General features: G+C 59.8%; 19 protein-coding genes. 12 read left to right on the top strand and 7 right to left on the bottom strand.

The features are described from left to right. Positions 1–144: 144 nt before the first annotated feature. Together CHH27_RS02815 and gltX are read left to right on the top strand one after the other, a co-directional pair. Entirely contained in the window at positions 145–1,368 is a 1,224-nt protein-coding gene (locus CHH27_RS02815) for an MFS transporter (RefSeq protein ID WP_371681814.1), read from the top strand. A 55-nt stretch (positions 1,369–1,423) separates the two neighbouring features. Next, on the top strand, positions 1,424–2,785 hold the full coding sequence (gene gltX, locus CHH27_RS02820; protein ID WP_094070231.1) for a glutamate--tRNA ligase: 1,362 nt from the start codon (positions 1,424–1,426) through the stop codon (positions 2,783–2,785). Here gltX and CHH27_RS02825 read toward each other — a convergent pair. Further along, on the bottom strand, positions 2,748–4,097 hold the full coding sequence (locus CHH27_RS02825) for a DUF2865 domain-containing protein (protein WP_094070232.1): 1,350 nt from the start codon (positions 4,095–4,097) through the stop codon (positions 2,748–2,750). The two genes, gltX and CHH27_RS02825, sit on opposite strands and share 38 nt — an antisense overlap. A gap of 125 nt (positions 4,098–4,222) precedes the next feature. Continuing rightward, positions 4,223–4,723: a MarR family winged helix-turn-helix transcriptional regulator gene (locus CHH27_RS02830; RefSeq protein WP_094070233.1), complete on the bottom strand. Its 501-nt coding sequence runs from the start codon at positions 4,721–4,723 to the stop codon at positions 4,223–4,225. A 379-nt stretch (positions 4,724–5,102) separates the two neighbouring features. Between CHH27_RS02830 and CHH27_RS02835 the strand changes: the two genes are divergently transcribed. Further along, positions 5,103–6,344: an MBL fold metallo-hydrolase gene (locus CHH27_RS02835; RefSeq protein ID WP_094070234.1), complete on the top strand. Its 1,242-nt coding sequence runs from the start codon at positions 5,103–5,105 to the stop codon at positions 6,342–6,344. A gap of 126 nt (positions 6,345–6,470) precedes the next feature. Then, a complete protein-coding gene (locus CHH27_RS02840) occupies positions 6,471–6,986 on the top strand; it encodes a CreA family protein (protein ID WP_094074480.1) in 516 nt (171 codons plus the stop codon). A gap of 24 nt (positions 6,987–7,010) precedes the next feature. Here the strand turns inward: CHH27_RS02840 and CHH27_RS02845 are convergent, their stop codons facing one another. The 3 genes from CHH27_RS02845 to CHH27_RS02855 all read right to left on the bottom strand — a co-directional run bounded on the left by CHH27_RS02845 (position 7,011) and on the right by CHH27_RS02855 (position 9,412). Then, positions 7,011–7,352, bottom strand: a complete 342-nt coding sequence (locus tag CHH27_RS02845) for a metalloregulator ArsR/SmtB family transcription factor (protein WP_094070235.1) — start codon at positions 7,350–7,352, stop codon at positions 7,011–7,013. A 66-nt stretch (positions 7,353–7,418) separates the two neighbouring features. Next, entirely contained in the window at positions 7,419–7,607 is a 189-nt protein-coding gene (locus CHH27_RS02850; RefSeq protein ID WP_094070236.1) for a sugar transporter, read from the bottom strand. 137 nt (positions 7,608–7,744) lie between these two features. Continuing rightward, positions 7,745–9,412, bottom strand: coding sequence for a murein L,D-transpeptidase (locus CHH27_RS02855; protein WP_094070237.1), 1,668 nt, complete (start codon positions 9,410–9,412; stop codon positions 7,745–7,747). Between the two features lie 278 nt (positions 9,413–9,690). Between CHH27_RS02855 and cysS the strand changes: the two genes are divergently transcribed. From cysS to rarD, 5 genes are all read left to right on the top strand, one after another. After that, positions 9,691–11,106: a cysteine--tRNA ligase gene (gene cysS, locus CHH27_RS02860; protein WP_094070238.1), complete on the top strand. Its 1,416-nt coding sequence runs from the start codon at positions 9,691–9,693 to the stop codon at positions 11,104–11,106. Between the two features lie 295 nt (positions 11,107–11,401). Next, complete coding sequence (locus tag CHH27_RS02865; protein WP_094070239.1) at positions 11,402–11,770, top strand: endonuclease domain-containing protein; 369 nt, start codon at positions 11,402–11,404, stop codon at positions 11,768–11,770. Continuing rightward, positions 11,770–12,276 (top strand): GFA family protein, encoded by a 507-nt coding sequence (locus tag CHH27_RS02870; protein WP_094070240.1) that lies wholly within the window; start codon positions 11,770–11,772, stop codon positions 12,274–12,276. The genes CHH27_RS02865 and CHH27_RS02870 overlap by 1 nt, the downstream gene beginning before the upstream one ends. A 35-nt stretch (positions 12,277–12,311) precedes the next feature. Continuing rightward, positions 12,312–13,907 carry a citramalate synthase gene (cimA, locus tag CHH27_RS02875; RefSeq protein WP_094070241.1) on the top strand — a complete coding sequence of 532 codons (1,596 nt, stop codon included), beginning with the start codon at positions 12,312–12,314 and terminating at the stop codon, positions 13,905–13,907. Between the two features lie 39 nt (positions 13,908–13,946). Beyond that, complete coding sequence (gene rarD / locus CHH27_RS02880; RefSeq protein WP_094070242.1) at positions 13,947–14,882, top strand: EamA family transporter RarD; 936 nt, start codon at positions 13,947–13,949, stop codon at positions 14,880–14,882. Here the strand turns inward: rarD and CHH27_RS02885 are convergent. Beyond that, complete coding sequence (locus CHH27_RS02885; RefSeq protein WP_094070243.1) at positions 14,861–16,114, bottom strand: diguanylate cyclase; 1,254 nt, start codon at positions 16,112–16,114, stop codon at positions 14,861–14,863. The genes rarD and CHH27_RS02885 overlap by 22 nt on opposite strands. Before the next feature lie 126 nt (positions 16,115–16,240). Further along, the gene (locus CHH27_RS02890; protein WP_247646182.1) at positions 16,241–16,876 is read right to left on the bottom strand and encodes a TIGR00730 family Rossman fold protein; all 636 of its coding nucleotides are present in this window, start codon (positions 16,874–16,876) and stop codon (positions 16,241–16,243) included. A 234-nt stretch (positions 16,877–17,110) separates the two neighbouring features. Between CHH27_RS02890 and CHH27_RS02895 the strand changes: the two genes are divergently transcribed. The 3 genes from CHH27_RS02895 (at position 17,111) to CHH27_RS02905 (ending at position 21,400) form a co-directional block, all read left to right on the top strand. Beyond that, positions 17,111–18,874: a LysM peptidoglycan-binding domain-containing protein gene (locus CHH27_RS02895; RefSeq protein ID WP_094070245.1), complete on the top strand. Its 1,764-nt coding sequence runs from the start codon at positions 17,111–17,113 to the stop codon at positions 18,872–18,874. A gap of 135 nt (positions 18,875–19,009) precedes the next feature. Continuing rightward, on the top strand, positions 19,010–19,369 hold the full coding sequence (locus tag CHH27_RS02900; RefSeq protein ID WP_094070246.1) for a helix-turn-helix transcriptional regulator: 360 nt from the start codon (positions 19,010–19,012) through the stop codon (positions 19,367–19,369). A 183-nt stretch (positions 19,370–19,552) separates the two neighbouring features. Continuing rightward, positions 19,553–21,400 (top strand): ABC transporter ATP-binding protein/permease, encoded by a 1,848-nt coding sequence (locus tag CHH27_RS02905; protein WP_094074481.1) that lies wholly within the window; start codon positions 19,553–19,555, stop codon positions 21,398–21,400. The last annotated feature ends 134 nt before the right edge of the window (positions 21,401–21,534 follow it).

Raw genomic sequence — 21,534 nt, forward strand, 5'->3', positions numbered from 1 at the left:
CATTCTGAGGACGGCTTTCTGGCCCGTCTCGAGGGATGGGCAACTCGCTCCGGAACGAGCGGCCGATCCTGCGAGACACTGCTGCACAGCTCCTCAGGACGAGGTCAATTTGTGTGGCAAATTCGTTCCCGCGTTTGAGAAGGCATGGCCTTGATGTCCTATTTCTCCTTCTTGCGCGACAATGCGCGCTGGCTGTCTGCTTGCTACCTGCTTGCGGCCTTCTCCGGGTTCGGCCAAACCTTCTTCATCGCCCTGTCCGCAGGTGATCTGCGCGCCGAATTCGGCCTCAGTCATGGTGATCTGGGCCTGCTCTACATGGTGGCGACGCTCGCAAGCGCGTTCACGCTTCCTTATGTCGGCAAGAGCCTTGACCATTTTCGCGTCAGGTGGATCGCCGCCGTGGTGCTGGCCGGTCTTGCCCTGTCATGCCTTCTCATGGCGAGCACCTCGGCGATCTGGATGATTGCCGTCGCCTTCTACGGCCTGCGCCTCTGCGGCCAGGGCATGATGACCCACACGTCGATTACTGCCGCAGGGCGCTGGTTCTCCGCGCAACGCGGCCGGGCCGTTTCCATTGCCATGATCGGTTTTCCGACGGCGGAGGCCCTGTTTCCGATCCTGTTTGTCGTCCTGGCAGCAAGTTACGGTTGGCGCGGGGCCTGGTCCGTCTCCGCACTCAGTCTCGTCCTGATCGCCTTTCCCGTTCTGATGCTGTTGCTGAAGCGCGAAAGAACGCCGACTGCGACGGAAGTCGCTGCCACCAAGGCGGAGGGCCGTCAATGGACACGGAAGGAAGCCCTGGCTGACTACCGCTTCTGGCTGGTCAATCTCGGTGTGAACACACCGGCCTTCGTGGGCACGTCGATCTTCTTTCACCAGGTCTATCTCGTGGAGCTGCGGGGCTGGTCGATGGAAGTCTTCGCCAGTGCCTTCGTCATCATGGCCAGCGGTGTTGTCTGTGCCAGCCTTGTCATCGGTCCCCTGATCGACCGGTTTTCCGCCCGGCAGCTGTTGCCTTTCACACTTATCCCGCTGGCGCTCGCCTGTCTGGTGCTCACGACGGTCCATGCCCAATACGCAGCCTTCGTGTTCATGGCCCTTGTGGGCATCTCGAACGGCTTCAACGGCACGCTGGTCGGGGCCTTCTGGCCAGAAGCCTATGGCACCCGGCACATGGGGGCGATCCGTTCCGTTGCCTTTGCCGTCATGGTGTTTGCCTCTGCGGCCGGGCCCGGGCTGGTCGGTTGGCTGATTGATCTTGGCGTTTCCTTTGACCTCCAGATCGCGGTCATGGGAGGGTATTGCCTGATCTATTCCGGCGTTTTGACCTGGATGACGCGCCTTTACCGGCGGGCACAACAAACTTGAAACAGGTCCCGATTTTCGGTTGATGACTGGCGTCTCACGGGCTAACTCAACCGCCATGACTGTTACTGTTCGCTTCGCGCCGTCGCCGACCGGCCATATCCACATCGGCAATAGCCGTCCTGCGCTCTACAACTGGCTTTTTGCCAGGAAGATGGGCGGACAATTCATCTTGCGGTTCGATGACACGGATACCGTGCGCTCGAAGCAGGAATATGCCGACTCGATCGAAAAGGACCTGCGCTGGCTGGGGATCGACCCGGATCGGACCGAGCGCCAGTCCGACCGGTTGCCGACCTATGATGTCGCTGCCCAGAAGCTGAAGGACGCCGGCCTCCTTTATCCGTGTTACGAGACACCGGAAGAGCTGGAGCGCCGCCGCTCACGCCAGCGGGCACTCGGCCGGCCGCCGGTTTATGATCGCGCCGGCCTGCAGCAGAGCGAAGAAGAGCGGGCCGCGTTTGAGGCCGAGGGCCGCAAGCCGCATTGGCGCTTTCTTCTGCCGAACCACGATGGAGACCCGTTTGAGACCCGGCGCACCGATGTTGCCTGGTCGGATCTCTGCCGCGGAGACCAGGCGGTCGATCTGGCATCCATGTCCGATCCGGTGCTGATCCGGGCCGACGGGTCCTATCTCTACACCTTCACCTCGATTGTCGATGACATCGAGATGGGCATCACGCACATCATTCGCGGCGAGGACCACATCTCCAACACGGGTGTTCAGATCGCGATCTTCGAGGCGATGGATGCAAAGCCGCCGGTCTTCGGTCATCATAACCTGCTGACAACGAGAGACGGCGAGGGGCTGTCGAAGCGCAAGGGCGCGCTGTCGATCGGCTCGCTGCGCGAAGCCGGACTGGAACCCATGGCGGTCGCGTCTCTGGCCGTCCTGACGGGCACAAGCCAGGCCGTGGAACCGGTGCCGACAATGGATGCTCTTGTTGAAAAATTCGACCTGACGAGCGTTTCCCGGTCCGCGGCAAAGTTCGACCCTGACGAACTGAAAGGGCTGAATGCCCGCCTGGTCCATGACCTTCCGCTTGATGCGGTGTCAGAGAGGTTGGCAGCTCTTGGCATTGAGCCGAGCGAAGCCTTCTGGATGGCAGTCCGCGGCAATTGCGAGACAGTTGATGACGCGCTGACCTACTGGCAGATCATCACCGGTCCGGTTGAAAGCCGGATTGAGGATGAAGACCGGGATTTTGTCGCGCAGGCACGCGCCTTCCTGCCGGAAGGGGACATCACCGAGGAAAGCTGGGGTGCCTGGACATCTGCCCTGAAAGCGGAGACCGGCCGCAAGGGCAGGGGGCTGTTCATGCCGCTGAGACGTGTCCTGACCGGAATGGATCATGGCCCGGACATGAAGGCAATGTTGCCGCTTATTGGGAAACAAAAAATTCTGGACCGACTACCCTGACCGAATTCTCGCGGTCCGATGCATCCCGGAAACCGTCGTCATTGCTCTGGAATACGGGTGCAAAGGCGGCGATTTCCGCGTCGTCCTCACTTTTTGACGAACGTGTCGACAGCACAGGCAAACCGTCTCGAAGGTCCAGGCCGGAGATAGCATCTTCGCCGGTCTTGCCCAGTCTTGCAGCCGCAAGGCTGAGGCTGGCGGTTACATCGAAGCCCTTTTCCAGATTGAACTGCGTATCCGGATCTTCATAACGCGGCAGCTGGGCGCGTTGCAGAGGCGTGCGCGCCATCGGCGAAGCGGCGCGGCCTTCATCTTCGAAGGTGCTGCCGCGGCTCGGCTGCAGGCTGCGTCGTGGCAAGCCGGAGCTGATATCCGAGAAAAATACCCGGCTGCCTGAGCCTGTGCCCAGTTCTGACCAGGCAGAGCGGGACTGGCTTGATCGGGTCTGGCGGCAGCTGCATCCCTCGACATATTCGCTCTTGTAGCGGTTGGCGAAGGGCTGTTCGGAATAGAGCTCTCCGGCAAGCGACATCATCTGGGTCGGATCGCCGCCCGGATTGCGATAGACATAAAGTTCTGTCTGGGCAGCGGGGCAGATTTCGGAGCAGCGTGCTTCGTCATTGGCAAACTGGCGCTTGCCCGTGGAGTAGCTGACCGGGAAAAAGTACCCGTCGCAAGTCCGAACGCACAGGGTTCGGAACAGACCTCCGGAGGGCAGCCGGCGCCTGCTGCTGCTGCTCGTGGTTCTCGACTTCTTGCGAACTGCCGAGATCTCGCGGTCACCGGATGTTGCTGCCACCGGCTCGGCGCGGGATTGGGGGTTGAACAGTCTTGAAAGCAGCGACCGAGGTTTGTCGCCCTCTGACCGGGGTCGGTTGTCTGCCGATTGCGTTCTGGCCGGCGCATTGCAGTTCTGCTTCTTGATTGCAGCGCGCACCTGGCGAATGCGCTTGGGATTTCCGACACCGCCACTGGACTTTGCAAGTTGCCGTTCAATGGCCTTCAGGTTCCGGCGCATGCTCTTGATCTTCTTGTTGAGACCCTTGCATTTCGCTGACGAAACCGTGGAACAGCCGAAGTGAGCCGCATCGCGCTCGGCCGCGCTCAGGGCTTTTTGCTGCTGGCGTTTGGCAGTGCTCCACTTCTTGGCTGCGGGCGACTGTGATGAGGAGCCTGATTCCAGCTGTCGCAATTCGGATTTCAGGCTGGCGCAGCTCGCAGCTTCGGCCGCCTGTGCGCACAGCACAAGGACTGCGCCAGCCGCAATAGCGCGCGCCAAGCTGTTCGACCTGAAGGTCCCGCGACGTCCCATAACCTGTCCCCTACAGCGCCTTTCCCCACGCCGTATCGGCTTTCGCCGTGTTGCACATCATCACTGCTGCACCAATCAATAGCAACCAAAGCTCTCACGTTAGGTTAATGGGGCGCGGTTCGGGATCAGGGGGTGTCATGGTCGAGGGCTGCCTGATGCAGCCTTTCAAACAGGTCGTCAAGAAGCGCTTTCTGGTCATCTGTCAGCGCTTCTTCCAGTTGCCTGGAATAGGCCAGCGCGCGTGGCACGATGTCTTCATAAACCGCGATGCCTTCCTTGCTGAGCCGCAGGGTCTGTTCGCGCTGGTCCTCCGGGTTTTTCACCCTCTGGATCAGATTGCTTTTTTCAAGGGCTGCGACGGCGCGGCTGACCTTGGTCTTGTGCATCGACGTCGCCTGACTGACATCTCGGGCGGTCATTTCCCGGTGCTCCCCAAGCATGGCAAGCACGCGCCATTCGGGAATGCCAATGCCATAGGTGTCGGCATAGATCTTTGAAAAGGACCGGCTGACCGTTTCCGCCAGATGATTGAGCCGGTAGGGCAGAAAATGGCGCAGCTGGAGAACCGGCTGGTCTGGAACGGACCGGTGTGAGGGGTCAGTCTTGGAACCCTTGTGTGCGGACATGAGCTGATTGCCACCTCTGGTTTTCGTTAAGCCTGTTCGAACGTGCAGAAGAACCCTGCCGCGTTCCGGCCATTTTCTAGCACTAGCAAGTATAACCACTTGAAAATCGCGGCAATGACAACCCGGCCTGCTACGAAAAAGTGTGAGGTCGGCAAGCAAGAACGGCAGAGAGCTTCGGTTGGGGAAGTCGAAAGACGGCATTTTACCGGACCTATCTGTTGATAAAAAAGGAATAGTTAAGGATTTCACAGGTGGAAAATTGCGAATCAGGCACGGAAGCTGAGACGCTACAGTCAACGGAAAAAGGCATGGCAAAGGCCGTGCGGAATGATGCAGGCAGTCAGGCAGCTGGCAGGAAAGCGAGACCGCGATGGTAGGGATGACAAAAAGGGCCGAGACGGCACCGGGCGCGAACGAAGAGTTCGTCGAACTCGGACGCGGTTGTTATGCCTATAGCGCGGACGGATGCTCCAATACCGGCGTGGTGATCGGAGACCGCGGCGTGCTTGTCGTCGATGGCCAGGCGACGGAGGCCCAGGCCGCAAAGGTCCTCGACAAGATCCGGGAGCTGACCGACAAGCCCGTCAAATCGGTGGTGCTGACCCATTTCCATGCCGACAGCGCGATTGGCGCTCCCGCCTTTGAGGCCGGTGAGGTGATCGCGTCCGATCTCAGCCGGCGCATGATCGAGATGCGCGGCGCGGAGGACCTGCTTGTCTCCCGCGAACGGGATCCCGATCTCTTCTCGGGTCTGCCCGCAGGTGCGGGCTGCGTCATGCCGACCATGACGATTGCCTCATCCATGTCCATCGATCTCGGCGGTCTGGACGTCCGCCTGATGCATCTCGGCCGCGGTCATACGATGGGCGATCTGGTTGTCTGGGTGCCGGCGAGCGGCGTGATTTTTGCCGGCGACCTGGTCCAGAAATCTGCCAGCCCCTATTGCGGCGACGCCCACCTTGCCGATTGGCCGCGCGCGCTCGACAGGATCACTGCTTTCCGGCCCAGTGCGCTGGTGCCGGGTCGCGGCAGGGTCGCGAACGGTCCCCAGGCCGTTGCGACCGCGATCGAGACCACGCGCGACTACGTGACCACCTTGCGGGACGCGGCTGCGGCCTGTGTGGAACAGAGCCTTGGTCTCAAGGACACGTTCTTTGCAGTCAAGGATGCCCTGTCATCGCAGTTTGCATCCAGGGATGATTTTGATTTCCATCTGCCTTTGAACGTGGCGCGGGCCTATGACGAAGCGCTCGGCCTCGACCAGCCGCAGGTCTGGACACGTGAACGCATCGCCGACTTGAAAGACGCGCTAGACGGTTCCGTTCCAGCTGCGGCTGAGGCTGTCACCGAGCCCGCTGCCGAAGAGCCTGTCGAAGACGCTGCAGTTGAAGCGGCCGAAAGCGCTGGTGCTGTCGACAATTCGGGCGAGGCGGCCCCGGATCTCGTCTCCGATAGCGACTTCGCTGCCTCTCTTGCCATGGATGCAGCCGAAGAGGACACAGACGCGGAAGATGCTCTGGATCTGACACCGGAAGACATGGTCGAAACTTCCGAGGAAACCGGTGAGGCCCGGGAGGAAACGGTCGAACCGGACGAAAAGGTTCTTGAAGAGGCGCGCTGACGTCTTTCCGAAACAGATGACCGGCAAGCTTGCACGCGCCCTCGGGCGCGTGTTTGTTTTTGGCTTTATGGTTGACCATGCCGTCGTGATCCCCACATGAGGGGCGTTCCCGATCAGGAGGATTTTATGCGTTTATTCATCGCCGCAACTTTGGGTATTGCCCTGATGTTTCAAGGTGCCGGGGCTGCCCTGGCTGCGGATGAACCCGATCTCATCTTCAAGAAATCAACCGTCTGGAAGTTTCTGACCCCGGATCACAAGCTGGCCACCTATGCCATCGACGATCCGATCGTGGACGGCGTGGCTTGCCATTTCACGGTGCCGGAAAAGGGCGGTGTCTCTGGCTGGCTTGGTGTGGCCGAAGAGGTTTCCGACGTTTCGCTGGCCTGCCGCCAGGTCGGCCCGGTGACGATCAAGGAGAATTTCGAGCAAGGCGAGGAGATGTTCCGGCAGCGCCGCTCCTTCATGTTCAAGAAGATGCAGATCGTGCGCGGCTGCGATGCAAAGCGCAATGTGCTTGTTTATCTGGTCTATTCGGACAAGCTGATCGAAGGCAGCCCGAAGAACTCGACCTCGACCGTGCCGCTGATGCCCTGGGGGGATCAGGAGCCGCCCAAATGCGGGGATTTCGTCAAAGGGTGATCGCCAGAGCCCGGGATCTGCCGGCTATTCTGCGTCCAGACTTTCCAGGTGCTTGGCGACGGGAAGGTCTTCACCGGAACAGAAATGCTTGTAGAGCATGGCCATGATGTCTTTGACCGGTTCGCTTGCCAGCCGATAATAGATCGTGGTGCCCTCGCGGCGGGTTGATACAAGCCCTTGAGCCCGCAGAAGGGCCAGCTGCTGCGAGACGGTCGGCATCCGCATGCCGGTCTTCTCGGCGAGTTCGCCAACGGAGCGCTCTTCCTCAAGCACCAGGCACATCAGCAGCAATCGCGGCGCGGATGCCATCATCTTCAAGAATTCCGCCGCGGATTCCGCTTTGTCTTCAAGTGCTTTGTAGTCCATCTTCGAATCTTGCCAAACAACCGACCGAACTTCAAGCTAACACATTTGTGTTGCTACTGCTGTCTTTTAGATGCGACCGGCGACGGTGACAATGATATTGCCATTGCCGCATCCGGTGCCGGTGGTCAGGCACATGCCCTTCTGCTGGGCTTCCTGGCCAAACGCCTCGGTGCCGTCAGTGATGGCAAGGATGGCGACGAAGGGGCCGCCGAAGACCAGGGCGAGAAAGATCAGAACAAAGATGCGGTTCAACATGGGGCTCTCCAGATGGCAATCCGTTATCGATTGACTGGAGAATAGGCGCGCGCCCTTGAACCCATGCTGAGCGGTGCATTCAGCTGCCGTTCAGCTTTCTAAAAAATGAGAAATTCTTTGTTTACAGTGGTTTATTGTCAGAGGTTCTGAGTCATGGCTGTTCTCAATGCTTCCAGCAGCACCTTGTCGCGGCCATAAATGTCTTTTCTGAAATGGGTCGAACCGTCCTTGTTCATCCAGGCGGTCAGGTAAGTCAGGTGGACTTCGATCGGAGCGGCCGGCTTGATAACCGTCCGTTTTTCGCTGTCGCGGATCGTTTCCCAGTGGCCAGGATTGGCGTTGACATCGGCAAGCAGCACGTCTGCGAGCTTGAACGGATTGGACACCCGGATACAGCCGTGACTGAAGGCGCGTTCGGCGCGCGAGAACAGCGATTTTGACGGCGTGTCGTGAATGTAGATGTTGAACCGGTTGGGGAACATGAACTTGATCCGCCCAAGGGCGTTGCCGTCGCCCGGGTCCTGGCGCAGGCGGAACGGAAAATTGCCGCCGGAGTAGCTGTTCCAGGCCACCTGGGTCGGGGCGATTTCCGTGCCATCCTGGAAGACGCGGATCTGTTTGCCACTGAGCGCGGAGGCATTCTGCTTCAGTTTCGGCAGGTATTCCTTGGTGGCGATGGAATAGGGGACGTTCCAGAAGGGATTGATCTCCACATATTCAAGCTGATCGGAGAAGACCGGCGTGGCGTGATAAGGCTTGCCGACGACAACCCGTGCCGTGTGGATGGTCTTGCCGTTGCGCACCACCTTCAGGTTCTGATCGGCCAGATTGGAAAAGATGTAGAATTCGCCCAGATCGTCACGCATCCATCGACGGCGCTCCATGTTGAGCTCCATCTGGATCAGCTTTTCCTGCAAGGGAATGTTCAGTTTGGCGAGCGTGTTCTTGCCGATCACCCCGTCGGTCGCGAGGCCGTGGTATTCCTGAAACGTCTTCACGGCCTCGACCAGGGCGCCGTCATAGGCTTCGCCATTATGGTCCGCTGCGCCCGGAATATCTTCCTCGATCAACCGCTGACGCAGGACGGCAATCCGCGGATCGTCCATGCCGGGTTTCAGCACCTCGCCGTCCGGTATCGGTGTAAATCCACCCTCGGCCGCCTTTTCCCGGAATTGGCCGAGCCGTCTCTTCAGCCGGGCGTAGTTGTCGGATTGCGGTGCGAGACTGTCGAGAAAGGCGCTGAAGTCTTCCGACCGGGCGACGGCTTTGAACAGGTTCTTCGGGTCCGGCCTGTCCGGAAACAGGTTCAGTGCCTTGTTGACGGCGTTTGGCTGGACGCGACCAGAGGAGAGGTGGGTTGCGTAGCGCAGGAACTGGACCGAGAGGTCAATGTCGAAGCGCGCCCAGTCCTGTTCGCTGGTGGCCGTTTCGGACCGCTTGATGAAGCCGAGCGGGTCGTAATTGTTCGGATTGAGCGCGTGTTCATTGGCCGCCGCCATGGCGGCGATCGTCAGATGGGCGTTTTCGGTCAACCCGTCTTCGGTGAACCAGACCGGTGCGAAGGCGCGTTCGCCATAGTGGAGGACAAGACCTTGATCTAGGTCCGGAGACATTTCCGACTGGATGGCCCTGGCAATCGGAGTTTCCGGATCCAGAAACTGCGGCGGGGGGACGACCTGGGTTTCGGAGGGCGCTGTCTCCGATTGCGCCCATGACGGACTGCCAGTCAACCCTCCGGACAAGGCGATGCACAGCGCCAGAGCGATTGACGCTCGGTTATTTCGGCCGGACCAAAAGTTACCCATCGGAAATTCCCCCTCTGATTCCCAATCGTCAAACTTTAGGGCAGTTCTGGTGAGGCGCCAACGCCACAGGGGGCGGGATTTGGCCTTTCCTGCCATTTGCAGCCTTGACCGGCTTCCAATTTCCGGTCCATAAAGCCCGCCATGATGACGGCCACACGGAACATCATTTCGATCACCATTATTTGCAGCTAGCGACACCGCTGGCTGTGGCCGTTCCCTCTTGGCAAAAATTCCTCTGAGACGGATCGCCCGGCCAGCCGGCCAGGAGACCGTTTGACATGAGCGCCGCTGAGACAGAAAAATCCGGCACTTTCAAGGGCTTGAAGCTCACCAATACATTGACGCGCGCCAAGGAGGAATTCCGCGCGATCGATGACGAGAACGTGCGTCTCTATGTCTGCGGACCGACGGTTTACGACTACGCCCATATCGGCAATGCCCGGCCGGCCATCGTCTTCGATGTGCTGTTCCGCCTGCTTCGCCAGCTCTATGGTGCGGATCATGTCACCTATGCGCGCAACATCACCGACGTCGATGACAAGATCAACGCGCGGGCTTTGCGCGATCATCCGGCCCTGCCGCTGAACGAGGCCATCGCGCTGGTCACCAAGAAGACGGCCGATCAGTACCACAAGGACATCAAGGCTCTTGCGGTGCAAGAACCGACATTCGAGCCACGGGCGACCCAGCATATCGACGGCATGGTGGAGATGATCGCAACGCTGATCGACAAGGGCCACGCCTATGAAGCGGGCGGCGAGGTGCTGTTCGACACGGCCTCCATGCCGGACTATGGCGGACTGTCCAAGCGCAAGCTCGATGAGCAGCTGGCCGGCGCCCGTATCGCCGTCGATGAACACAAGAAAAACCCTGGCGATTTCGTGCTCTGGAAACTCTCCTCAGCCGAAGAGCCGGGCTGGGAGAGCCCCTGGGGGCGTGGACGCCCTGGCTGGCATATCGAGTGCTCGGTCATGAGCGCTCATCATCTCGGCAAGGTGTTCGACATTCACGGTGGCGGTCTGGATCTGATCTTCCCTCACCATGAAAACGAGATCGCCCAGTCGTGCTGCGCAAACGACACGTCCACCATGGCCAATTACTGGATGCACAACGGCTTCCTGCAGGTGGAAGGCCGGAAGATGTCCAAGTCCGAGGGCAATTTCTTCACCATTCAGGAGCTTCTGGAAACGGAGAGTTTCGGTGGGCGCAAATGGCCGGGCGAAGTCCTTCGCATGGCCATGCTGATGACCAATTACCGCGAGCCGATCGACTTCTCCCAGCGCAAGCTGGAGGAGGCGGAGAACCTGCTTGCGCGCTGGCCGGATCCGGTGCCAACCGATGCAGCCCCTGCACCGGAAGTTCTGGAGCCGATGCTGGATGACCTGAACACGTCTGCGGCCATTCAGGCCCTGCACGCGCTTGCGGTCGAGGCGGCCAAGGACCCGTCCAGACTGGAGGACTATTCCGCCTCCGCCGCACTGCTGGGGTTGGGACCGGTTCAGGCGGACCTCAGCGGCATCGATGAAGCCGCCATCCAGGCCGCCATCGGCCGCCGGCTGGAGGCGCTCAAGGCCAAGAACTGGTCTGAGGCCGACGAGATCCGCAATGAACTGACCTCTCAGGGAATCCTGCTAAAGGATTCAAAAGACTCGGCAACCGGCGAGCGCGTGACCACCTGGGAGGTCAAGCGGTGAGGATTGTGCCGGCGGACGCCCAAGGTACCCCCCTCTGTCCCTTTCAGGGACATCTCCCCCGCAAGGGGGGAGAGGGGTGGTTGCCGTGCTGTCTTGCCAATGACCTGTCTAGCAGTGTTCGCGCCTTAGCGGATCTGGAGGTTTGCTTCGTCGAAAGCGAGCAACTTGATGCGAGAGAAATGCCGCTTGCTCCCTTCTCCCCCTTGCGGGGGAGATGTCCGCCGTTGCGGACAGAAGGGGGGATGCAACCTTTGTAGAGCATACAGACCTCGAGCCTTCCTGGCGGATTTACTCAATGCCTCATCGTCAAATCTCAAGAGGCCTCAGGGCAAACGCGAGAACGCTTCGTTCGAACATGACCGATGCCGAGAAAAAACTTTGGCACGTTTTGCGCGCGCATCGGCTTGAGGGCATTCCGTTTCGGCGTCAGATGCCAATTGAAGGCTACATCGTTGACTTTGCTGCGCCGTCCTATCGATTGATCGTTGACCTGGACGGTTCACAGCATGCTGAAACCCCGGACGTGAAGCGTGATCAGGAAAGAGATCTTGTTCTTAGCTCACAAGGCTGGACGGTCCTCCGTTTCTGGAATTCGGACGTCCTGACAAATCTCGACGGCGTCTGCCGGAAAATTCTTGAAACTTGTGGCAAGGAGCATTGCTGATGGCTGAAGGTGCTGAACATCACGCGGGCGGTTGCCAGTGCGGCGCGGTGCGGTTCAAGGTCACCGGGGCCTTGGGTAAGGCTTCCATCTGCCATTGCCGCATGTGCCAGAAGGCCTTTGGCGGGTTCTATGCACCCCTGGTCAGCATTCGTGACGAGGCCGAACTCACCTGGACACGCGGTGAACCGAAACGTTTCCGGAGCTCCAACGTGGTTGCCCGCGGGTTTTGCGAGGCCTGTGGCACACCGCTCACCTATGAAGCCCCTGATGGTGTCGCCATTGCCATCGGCGCTTTTGACAATCCGGCCGGTATCGCGCCGGTGATCCAGTATGGCGTGGAAGGCAAACTGCCCTACACCGACCACATGGCCGATATCCCCGCCCGTCTGACGGAAGAGGATGTCGAGACCGCAGCCTTCCTCGCGAGCATCGTCTCGAACCAGCATCCCGACCACGACACAGACACCTGGTCGCCGGTCAAGCCCGACGAAAACCAGAACGGCTAAACAAAAAAGACAACGCGCGACCCCAGGAAACGCCCATGACCAAGGAACGCCTCTATCTCTTCGACACAACCCTGCGCGACGGTGCGCAGACAAGCGGTGTCGACTTTTCGGTGAACGAAAAGACCGTCATTGCCGAGCTGCTGGAACGTCTGGGCGTCGATTACATCGAGGGCGGTTACCCCGGCGCCAATCCGACCGATACGGAGTTTTTCGGCGAAAAGCGCACCGAGACGGCGACCTTTACCGCATTTGGCATGACCAAACGGGCCGGCCGGTCGGCGGCCAATGATCCGGGGTTGCAGCAGATCCTGTCTTCCAGCGCGGATGCCTGCTGTTTCGTTGCCAAGGCCTGGGACTATCATGTCCGCGTCGCGCTGGGCTGCAGCAACGAGGAAAATCTCGATTCGATCTATGAAACCGTGATCGCTGCGGTCAATGCCGGCAAGGAAGCCATGATCGACTGCGAGCATTTCTTCGACGGTTTCAAGGCCAATCCGGATTACGCCCTCGATTGTGCCCGAACCGCCTATCATGCCGGCGCCCGCTGGATTGTCCTGTGCGACACCAATGGCGGCACCTTGCCGGACGAGATCTTCGATATCGTGACCAAGGTCCAGGACGTGGTGCCGGGCTCTCACCTGGGCATTCACACCCATGACGACACCGGCCACGCGGTTGCCAATTCCCTGGCTGCGGTCGATGCCGGTGTACGCCAGGTCCAGGGCACTTTGAACGGGCTTGGAGAGCGGTGTGGCAACGCCAACCTGATCACCCTGATCCCGACCCTGAAACTGAAACCTGCCTTTTCCGACCGTTTGGAGATCGGCGTCAGTGATGACCAGCTGAAGGCGATCACGTCAATTTCGCATGCCTTTGACGAGATCCTGAACCGGTCCCCGGACCGGCAGGCGCCCTATGTCGGCGAAACCGCCTTTGCCACCAAGGCCGGCATTCATGCTTCGGCGATCCTGAAGGATCCGCAGACCTATGAACACGTGACACCGGAAAGCGTCGGCAATGCGCGCCGCGTTCTGGTCTCGGATCAGGCCGGCAAGAGCAACCTCCTGGGAGAACTCAGCCGGGTCGGTATCGAAGTCGACAAAAGCGACCCGAGGCTTGACCGCTTGCTCGCCAAGGTCAAGGAGCGGGAAGCGGATGGCTATGCCTATGAGGCGGCTGATGCGTCTTTCGAGTTGCTGGCGCGCCGCGAGCTGGGCGAAGTGCCGCGCTATTTCGATGTCAATTCCTTCAGGGTGATGGTGGAGCGTCGTTTCAATGCCATCGGCGATCTGATCACCGTGTCGGAAGCCGTGGTCAAGGTCGACATTGATGGTGAAACGCGCATGTCGGTCGCAGAGGGCAACGGCCCGGTCAACGCGCTCGACATGGCTCTCAGGAAGGACCTCGGCAAGTACCAGTCGGCGATCGAGGGGCTCGAACTGATTGACTACAAGGTGCGAATCCTGAACGGTGGCACGGGCGCTGTCACGCGCGTCCTGATCGAAAGCCACGACACCAAGAACCATCGTCGCTGGTTCACGATCGGGGTCTCCTCAAACATCGTCGACGCCTCATTCCAGGCCCTCGTCGATTCCATCACATTCGCGCTTTTGAAGGCTGACGCGGTCTGAACGGACTGCGGCAACACTTCGCGCCAGAAAGGCTTTTTCATGTCGCAGACGGGCACCGAGACCGAGGCGCAGGCCGAGTTCCGTCAGGGGTTGATGTTCGGGCTTGCCGCCTATGGCATGTGGGGCTTCTTCCCGGCCTATTACAAACTCACCGACACGATTTCAGCTGATCTCGTGGTGTCGCACCGTATCTTGTGGTCCGTCCTGTTTGTCGGCCTGTTTTTGTATCTGCGCGGCCGCTGGCCGGAAGTCCGGGAGGTTTTCCGACAGCCGAAAGTGCTCAAGGGTCTTGCGGCGTCTGCCTCGTTCATTGCCGTCAACTGGCTGGTGTTCGTCTGGGCCATTGCCAATGACCAGGTGCTTGACGTTTCGCTCGGCTATTTCATCAACCCGCTGGTCAGCATCGTGGTTGGTCTCGTGGTGCTGCATGAACGGTTGTCGATCGGGCAGGGGGCCGCCGTTGCCATTGCTGCCCTTGCCGTGGTTCTGCAGGCGGTGCTGGCTGGCGGTCTGCCCTGGGTGTCGCTGGTTCTGGCCTTTTCCTTCGCCGGATACGGCTATGTGCGCAAGGTGACGCCGGTCAAGGCGACGCCGGGTCTCTTTGTCGAAACCCTGCTGCTGTTTCCGCTTGCGGTGGGCTATGTGCTGTTGAGCCTGAGCTGGGGTGAGGATGCCCTGGTTCTGAACGACCTGCCCGTATTGGTGGCTCTTGCCGGGACCGGGATCGTGACGGCTCTGCCATTGATCTGCTTTTCCTCGGCAGCCCGCCGTCTGCCGCTCTTCATGATCGGACTGATGCAGTATATCGCGCCATCCATCCACTTCCTGATGGCGGTCTATGTCTGGGGAGAGCCGCTCGATCAGACCAAGTTGATGACCTTCCTGATGATCTGGGGTGCCCTGGTGGTCTTCACCTATGACAGCTGGCGACGCTATCGCCGCCAGGCGCGTGCTCAGCCGGTTGCGACCAGCTGACCGCGCCCGGTGCGCTTGGCAGTATAGAGCCTGTGATCGGCCACTTTGAGGGCTTCTCCAAACTGTCCCGGTTCAAGCTCGGCAACGCCGATACTGGTCCGCATGAGGTGTTCTTCACCGTCATGGCGCACCGGCGAAGTCTGAATTGAATCCAGCAGTCCCTGCAGTGCCTCGACGACTTCCTCTTCGCTGCGGTCGCAGAAAACGACACAAAACTCGTCGCCGCCAAGACGGGCAACCACATCGTTGCCCCTGGAGAGCTTTTTCAGGTGCTGCGCAAAGCTCGTCAGCACGGCATCGCCGAAGTCATGGCCGAGCGTATCGTTGATGCCCTTGAAGGAATCGAGATCCATCAGGGCAAGCCAGTGCTTGTTGTTCTCGCTCGCCTGCCACTTCTTGATGCCCTTGGTGACCTCGTCGAGAAGAAAGCGGCGATTGTAGAGCCCGGTCAGAGCGTCCTGCATCGCCATATTGTTCAGTTCCTCGATGCGGTAAATGTAATCGAGGTTCTGTGAGACCCGCAGCAGCAGCTCTTCCGGTGAACAGTTCTTGTCGACAAAGTCGGCGGCACCGTATTTCAGGAACCGCACCCGGTTGTCGGAATTGGCGAAGGAGGACATGCCGATGACACCGACCTTCTCCGGGTCATGCACCCGCCGAACGGCTTTCAGGAAGGCAAAGCCGTCCTTGTCCGGCATGAAGTAATCCGCCAGAACCAGCTTGATGTCCTTGTGATCCTTCAGCGTTTGAAGCGCTTCGTCCGTGGAACCGGCCTGGTAGACCTTGTAGAGGTGCTTCGAAACGATCCGCGAGATGGCATCGCGTTCGACGCCTGAATCGTCGAGGACCAGAATGCCGATCTTGGGGTTCTGCGCCAGTTTGCGGATCAGCTCCGCCACATAGTTCAGGCTGCCCGGGCTGTCTTTCAGAACGTAGTCGATGACGCCCTTTTCCAGCATCTTGCTGCGGGTCTTGGCATCGAACCGGCTGGTGAAGACGATGGTGGGAATCTTGAACTGGTCGCACAGATCGACAATCTCGCCGTCAGGTGCATCCGGCAGGGTCAGGTCGACCAAGGCAAGGTCCGGCTCCCCGATCGGCAGGTTCAGGCAGTTTTCCGCTTCCTCATAGTTGCGTGCAACCATGATCTGATGTCGGCCGACTTCATGCAGTTTTTTGACGATCGCCTTTTCAAAAAACGACGCGTCTTCAACCAAAAGGGTAGTTTGCATGGAGCATGCCTGTTCTTGCGGTATTTGTCCTGACCGTACTATCCAATTCTGACAACTTCAATTTGGTTAAAGATAATAATTCACAGCTTCGGGCCGGAATCCGAAACTCATTTTTCTTGCAGCTGCTTAGAGTTTGTCTACCGAGGCCAGTTCCCCTGCGGAAGTAGTCGGTGCGCCGGACGTTGCCTTGCGCAGCATTGGCAGGATCTCGTCCACATTGCGGGCGACCAGATAGGGAACTTCGGTGTCCGGGCGGATGTAACCCTGCGCACGCATGTGGTCGAGCAGTTCCAGAAGCGGCGACCAGAAGCCGTTGATATTGGCGAGGACAACGGGTTTTCGGTGCTGGCCGAGCTGGGCCCAGGTCATCATTTCCACCGCTTCTTCCAGCGTGCCGATGCCCCCCGGCAGGGCAATAAAGGCGTCGGCGCGCTGAAACATCAGGTGCTTGCGCTCATGCATGTCGTCGGTGATGACGAGGTCCTCGAGCGTCTCCAGCATGACTTCCCGTTTTTCCAGGAAACGCGGAATGATTCCCGTGACCTTGCCGCCTGCTTCCAGGGCGGCATTGGCAACGGTGCCCATGAGGCCGACGGAGCCGCCGCCATAGACAAGGCGAAGCCCCGCCTCGGCGATGAGCTGGCCAAGCCTGGTGGCGGCAGCCTCGTGAGACTGGTCCGAGCCAAAGCTGGAGCCGCAATAGACACAGACGCTTGTGAGTTGTTTTTGAGAAACCGTATTCATGACGCAAAGGTGTGGCATTGAGATCGCCTGAAGGTCAAGCATTCTGTTTGAATGCCATTGGCCCTTAAGCGGGTTTTCTTGCCGCGCCCTGAAAAGAAAGCTATGCATGGGCAAGATCGGAATTTGTGTCAGCGGCATTTCAGGCAGCACCAGCGACCGTTTGATCGGAACCGCGGTCGTCGTCCAATGCGAAGCGGCACAGGGGAACAGGAAAAACGAGCGCGGCAGGGGCGCTCTCCGGCAGGAAAATCAATGAACAAGAAAACACTCGTCTGGACTTTGATCGTGGCTGTGCCGGTTGGGCTTGCTGCGCTGGCCACCGCCTTTATCTACCGGGACACCGGCAAGCTGCCCTTCCAGCAGGCGGCCGAAACGACAACAGCACCCGCAGGACCAACCGAAACCGGCCAGGTCGAAACCGCCGTATCCCCGCAGGACGCGAGCACTCCTGAAGAAACTGCGCAGTCTGAAACCGCGCCCGATCAGGATCAGAGCATCAAGGGACCGAGCTTTGACGTCGTCGGCGTGGAGCCCACTGGTGAGACGGTGGTCGCAGGCCGGTCGGATGCCGGTGCCATTGTTGCCCTGACTGCAAATGGCAAGGTGGTCGGCAAGAGCATTGCCAACGAGGCCGGGGAGTGGACCATCATCCTCGATGAGCCGCTCAAACCGGGCGACTATGACGTCGGTCTGGAAGTTCATGACGAGGCGGGCGATCCGGTGGCAACGTCCGAAGAACGCCTGGCCGTATCGCTACCGGAAGGCGGCAAGGAACAGCCGCTGGTCGTCTTGAATTCGCCGGATGGTCCGTCCGACGTTCTGCAGAAACCGGAAACGGAACAGCAGGTCGCCGCGGTCCAGCCTGAGCAGGAGCCGCAACAGCAGGCCGCTGCTGAACCGACAGCGCCGACCGGAGACGCAGCACCTCAGAACACGCAAGCAGCTTCTGCCCCGCAAGCGGATGACAGCCAGCAGCCTGAAACATCTGCCTCGCAACAGGCAAAGGCTGAACCGGCCGCTCCGGCGGCAGAGCAGGTCGCAGCAGCCTCGCAGGAAAGCCAGCCGGCATCGAGCGACCAGATCGCACCGGCTGCCCAGGCAGAGGCAGGCGAAGCGGAAACGGCGTCGGGTGACGCAGCTCAGGTTGCGGCAGCAGAAGGCACCGGCAACACCTCCCAGCCAGAGGCAACCGAAACGGCTGCCACAACGTCTTCGGATAATGGATCAGCACCTGCAGCCGCGGAACAGACGGCGGCCGCCGCGCAGACGCCGGAGACAGACGCTGGCGAAGAAACGCAAGTGGCGAGCCGGTCTGTCCAGCCATCCGAGCCGGCACAGTCCGAAGACCAACCGGCTGCTGCGGCGAGTGAACAACCGGCGTCTCAAGTGGAACAGGCTCCGGCCGACAATCAGCCGGTGGAGGCTACGGCGCCTGCTACGTTAGCGCCTCAGCCTGAGGCGGCGCCGGCAGAACCGACTGTTACGGTTGAGGCCGTCGAGTCGGAGACCGACAAGGTCTTTGTGGCCGGAACGGGTGAGCCGGGCTCCTCTGTTCGCGTCTATGTCGGCGACGAGTTCCAGGGCGAGGCCGAAGTCAATGCCAGCGGCAAGTGGCTGGTTCAGGGCACCAAGAACATTGCCGAGGGCAATGTTGAAGTGCGTGCCGACCTGATTGCGGAAGACGGCAATGCCGTGGATGCGCGGGCCGCCGTCACCTTCGAGAAGGAACAGGACAAGCAGATCGTTCTGACGAAGGTCGTCGCCAGCGGCGCCAGCGGCGATGCCGCGGGGCAGGGTGCGGAAGTCAAGAAGACCCTGCCGGTGGTGATCATCCGCAAGGGCGACAACCTCTGGCGCATTTCACGCCGTCTCTATGGGGAAGGGGTTCGCTACACGACCATCTATCAGGCGAACCAGGACCAGATTCGTAATCCTGACCTGATCTATCCAGGTCAGGTGTTCCTGACACCGGAAGGCGATCTGAACTGGAAGCAGCCGGTCGAAAACAACGGCTAAACCAGCCAGGCGGATGACAAAAAACAAAGGCAGTGACCCCCGGGGTCTCTGCCTTTTCTCTTTGGCCCTTGTTTTTCGAAGTACTCATCGCATATTTACGATGAAACAAATCGCTGTGAAGAGAAAGGCCACCGCATGAGCGGGAGCGAGGCATCTGGGAAGACGGGTTGTCAGGGGACATCCGAATGCGTTGCAGCATGTGAAGAGCTGGCTGCTGTCTTTCGGGCCTTGGGCCACCCGGCGCGGCTTGCCATCGTCAAGCAACTGGCAACGCGCAAGGAGGCGTGCTGCGGTGAGATCGTCAATCACCTGCCGTTGGCGCAATCAACTGTTTCCCAGCATTTGCAGGTCCTCAAGGAGGCAGGCCTGTTGATGTGCGACACGCGCGGCCGGAATTGCCACTATCTGCTTAACCGGGAAAAACTCGACCAGGCGGAAACCCTGTCTCAGGGGTTCTGGCAAGCATTGCGGCCGGAGAACTCAGAAATGGCCTGAAGCGGGCGGACCGCCGAAAAGCCGCACAATCAATAGCGAAACGGCCGCGCATCGGCGGCCTGGAGACATTGCGTGACAGATCGATCAGCCACCGCGCCGCAAAAAGACACGACCGCGGCATCCGGCAGCCCGTCCGACAAGCAAAACAAACAGAAGGCCGTCAGCGCCGACGAAGGCAGCACGCTGACGACGCTGGCCAATCTCTGGCCCTATATCTGGCCTTCGGACCGACCCGATCTGAAGAAGCGTGTTCTGCTGGCCGTCTTTGCGCTGGTGATCGCCAAATTCGTAACGGTGTTGTCGCCCTATTTTTTCGCCTGGGCGACCGACGCCCTGACCGGTGAGGTGGCGGACCTGCCGCCGTTCCTGGTGGCACCGATCATGCTGGTTCTGGCTTACAATGCCGCACGCGTCCTTGCCGTTGCCTTCAACCAGTTACGGGACGCGCTTTTTGCCCGCGTGGGCCAGCATGCCGTTCGTCAATTGGCGATCCTCACATTCCAGCATCTGCACCAGCTCTCGTTACGCTTCCATCTGGCGCGCCGCACCGGCGGCCTCAGCCGTGTGATCGAGCGTGGCGTAAAGGGCATTGAGTCGATCGTGCGGTTCACGATCCTCAACGGGTTCCCGACAGTTCTGGAATTCGCCATCATGGCGGCGGTCATCTGGTACCAGTTTGGCTTCTTCTACGTCGTCGTCGTGGCAGTCATGATTGCGGCCTATGTCTGGTTCACTGTCAAATGTTCCAACTGGCGCATCGAAATCCGGCGCGAGATGAACGACAGCGACACGGATGCCAATTCAAAGGCCATCGACAGCCTCCTGAATTTTGAAACGGTGAAGTATTTCGGCAACGAGAAGATGGAAGCCGAACGGTTCGACGTGTCGATGGCGAAGTATGAAAAGGCGGCCACCAAGACCTGGACGTCTCTTGCCTGGCTGAACCTTGGTCAGTCCGTCATCCTTGGCATCGGCATGGCGGTTTGCATGGCCCTGTCCGCCAGAGCGGTGCTGGCAGGCGAGCAGAACATCGGCGACTTTGTCCTTATCAACGCGCTCCTGATGCAGATTTCCATTCCCCTCAACTTCATCGGCTTTCTGTACCGGGAAATCCGTCAGGGCCTGGCCGACATCGAATCCATGTTCGATCTGCTGCTCGTGCCGGCCGAGATCAAGGACAAGCCTGATGCCGGCCCGCTTCAGGCCGTCGAAGGCAACATCGCCTTCAGGAATGTGCGCTTTCATTATGATGAAGACAGGCCGATCCTGAAGGGCGTCGACTTTGAGGTCCCGGCCGGCAAGACGGTCGCGATCGTCGGGCCTTCCGGCGCCGGCAAGTCGACGATCTCCAGGTTGCTGTTCCGGTTTTACGACGTGACGGACGGCGCCGTGGACATTGACGGCCAGGACGTGCGTGACGTCACCCAGGAGAGCGTGCGCCACGCCATCGGAATGGTGCCGCAGGATACGGTGCTCTTCAACGACACCATCGCCTACAACATTCGCTACGGTCGTCCGGACGCGACAGATGAGGAAGTGCGCGAGGCGGCGCGCATGGCGCAGATCCACGACTTTATCGAGAAGCTGCCACAGGGCTATCAGTCGGAGGTTGGCGAACGTGGCCTGAAACTGTCCGGTGGTGAAAAACAGCGCGTGGCGATTGCCCGCACGATCCTGAAATCACCGCCGATCCTGATCCTGGACGAAGCGACTTCCGCGCTCGACACGCATACGGAGCGGGAAATTCAGTCGGCGCTGGACGAAGTGTCCCAGAACCGTACCACGCTGGTGATTGCGCACCGCTTGTCCACCGTGGTCAATGCCGATCAGATCATCGTGCTGGAAGCCGGCGAAATTGCCGAGCGCGGCACCCATCTCGAGCTGCTCGACAAGGACGGCCTCTATGCCTCCATGTGGGCGCGGCAGCGCGAGGCGGATGAGGCAGAGGAACGGCTGCGGGCCGCTCGCGAAAATGACGACCTTGGCATCATTACGCGTGGCCAGACAGCAGACTACGTTCCGGCAAAGTAGGGCAGGCCGCGGTTGTTGGTAAAAGGAAAGCCGGATCGGACTGATCCGGCTTTCCATTCGCGCTCACGCGCTCACCGATAAAGCTTCCTGGGTCTCCGCTTGTGCGCAGCGGACATCAGTTGAAGTGATGCGGC

The sequence above is a fragment of the Labrenzia sp. VG12 genome, from assembly GCF_002237595.1.
GTDB lineage: Bacteria > Pseudomonadota > Alphaproteobacteria > Rhizobiales > Stappiaceae > Roseibium.

Bases quoted from the DNA above. Each gene is read 5' to 3' on its own strand.
- CHH27_RS02815 (WP_371681814.1), top strand. From the start codon at position 145: ATGGCCTTGATGTCCTATTTCTCCTTCTTGCGCGACAATGCGCGCTGG.
- gltX (WP_094070231.1), top strand. From the start codon at position 1,424: ATGACTGTTACTGTTCGCTTCGCGCCGTCGCCGACCGGCCATATCCAC.
- CHH27_RS02825 (WP_094070232.1), bottom strand. From the start codon at position 4,097: ATGGGACGTCGCGGGACCTTCAGGTCGAACAGCTTGGCGCGCGCTATT.
- CHH27_RS02830 (WP_094070233.1), bottom strand. From the start codon at position 4,723: ATGTCCGCACACAAGGGTTCCAAGACTGACCCCTCACACCGGTCCGTT.
- CHH27_RS02835 (WP_094070234.1), top strand. From the start codon at position 5,103: ATGACAAAAAGGGCCGAGACGGCACCGGGCGCGAACGAAGAGTTCGTC.
- CHH27_RS02840 (WP_094074480.1), top strand. From the start codon at position 6,471: ATGCGTTTATTCATCGCCGCAACTTTGGGTATTGCCCTGATGTTTCAA.
- CHH27_RS02845 (WP_094070235.1), bottom strand. From the start codon at position 7,352: ATGGACTACAAAGCACTTGAAGACAAAGCGGAATCCGCGGCGGAATTC.
- CHH27_RS02850 (WP_094070236.1), bottom strand. From the start codon at position 7,607: ATGTTGAACCGCATCTTTGTTCTGATCTTTCTCGCCCTGGTCTTCGGC.
- CHH27_RS02855 (WP_094070237.1), bottom strand. From the start codon at position 9,412: ATGGGTAACTTTTGGTCCGGCCGAAATAACCGAGCGTCAATCGCTCTG.
- cysS (WP_094070238.1), top strand. From the start codon at position 9,691: ATGAGCGCCGCTGAGACAGAAAAATCCGGCACTTTCAAGGGCTTGAAG.
- CHH27_RS02865 (WP_094070239.1), top strand. From the start codon at position 11,402: ATGCCTCATCGTCAAATCTCAAGAGGCCTCAGGGCAAACGCGAGAACG.
- CHH27_RS02870 (WP_094070240.1), top strand. From the start codon at position 11,770: ATGGCTGAAGGTGCTGAACATCACGCGGGCGGTTGCCAGTGCGGCGCG.
- cimA (WP_094070241.1), top strand. From the start codon at position 12,312: ATGACCAAGGAACGCCTCTATCTCTTCGACACAACCCTGCGCGACGGT.
- rarD (WP_094070242.1), top strand. From the start codon at position 13,947: ATGTCGCAGACGGGCACCGAGACCGAGGCGCAGGCCGAGTTCCGTCAG.
- CHH27_RS02885 (WP_094070243.1), bottom strand. From the start codon at position 16,114: ATGCAAACTACCCTTTTGGTTGAAGACGCGTCGTTTTTTGAAAAGGCG.
- CHH27_RS02890 (WP_247646182.1), bottom strand. From the start codon at position 16,876: ATGCCACACCTTTGCGTCATGAATACGGTTTCTCAAAAACAACTCACA.
- CHH27_RS02895 (WP_094070245.1), top strand. From the start codon at position 17,111: ATGAACAAGAAAACACTCGTCTGGACTTTGATCGTGGCTGTGCCGGTT.
- CHH27_RS02900 (WP_094070246.1), top strand. From the start codon at position 19,010: ATGAGCGGGAGCGAGGCATCTGGGAAGACGGGTTGTCAGGGGACATCC.